We start from the raw sequence: 430 nt of genomic DNA, 5'->3' as shown, positions 1-430 counted from the left end.
TTTCATACGTGGGCTACAAATACGGCAACACCGAAAACCAATATGAGGGTTCCGGTGGATTAAACAAATTTTACGGTTCCGTTGCCTACGAGTTTCGCCAACTATCCGCAGGGATAAAAATTGGTTCGGCGTTTGGTGATATTACTCACTCAACCGTTAGTCCGAGCGTTTCGTACAAGAGCGATTCGTTGCATGCAAGCGGATTGAGTTTAGACTTCGGGGTGCAATACCGCCACCCATTGAGCGACAATACCGAAGTCGTGATTGGTGCCGTTTTTACGCCCAAAATCACTCTGAACACCCAATACAGTGAGTCTTCCGGCACACTAATTAGCGACCTTACGCACGCCACCAAAGACCTTGCTTTTCAACAGCCGACAACACTCGGCATCGGGGCGAGCTATCGCAAGTTCAATCAATACACCGTTGG

General features: G+C 48.6%; 1 pseudogene. It reads left to right on the top strand.

Annotated elements, in window-relative coordinates:
* A pseudogene (locus tag ASC50_RS04970) lies at nucleotides 1-430 on the top strand (hypothetical protein); the annotation flags it as partial.

It is taken from the genome of Candidatus Symbiothrix dinenymphae, assembly GCF_001431085.1.
Note: the sequence above shows the minus strand (reverse complement) of the source record. Positions and strands in the feature narration are given on the sequence as shown.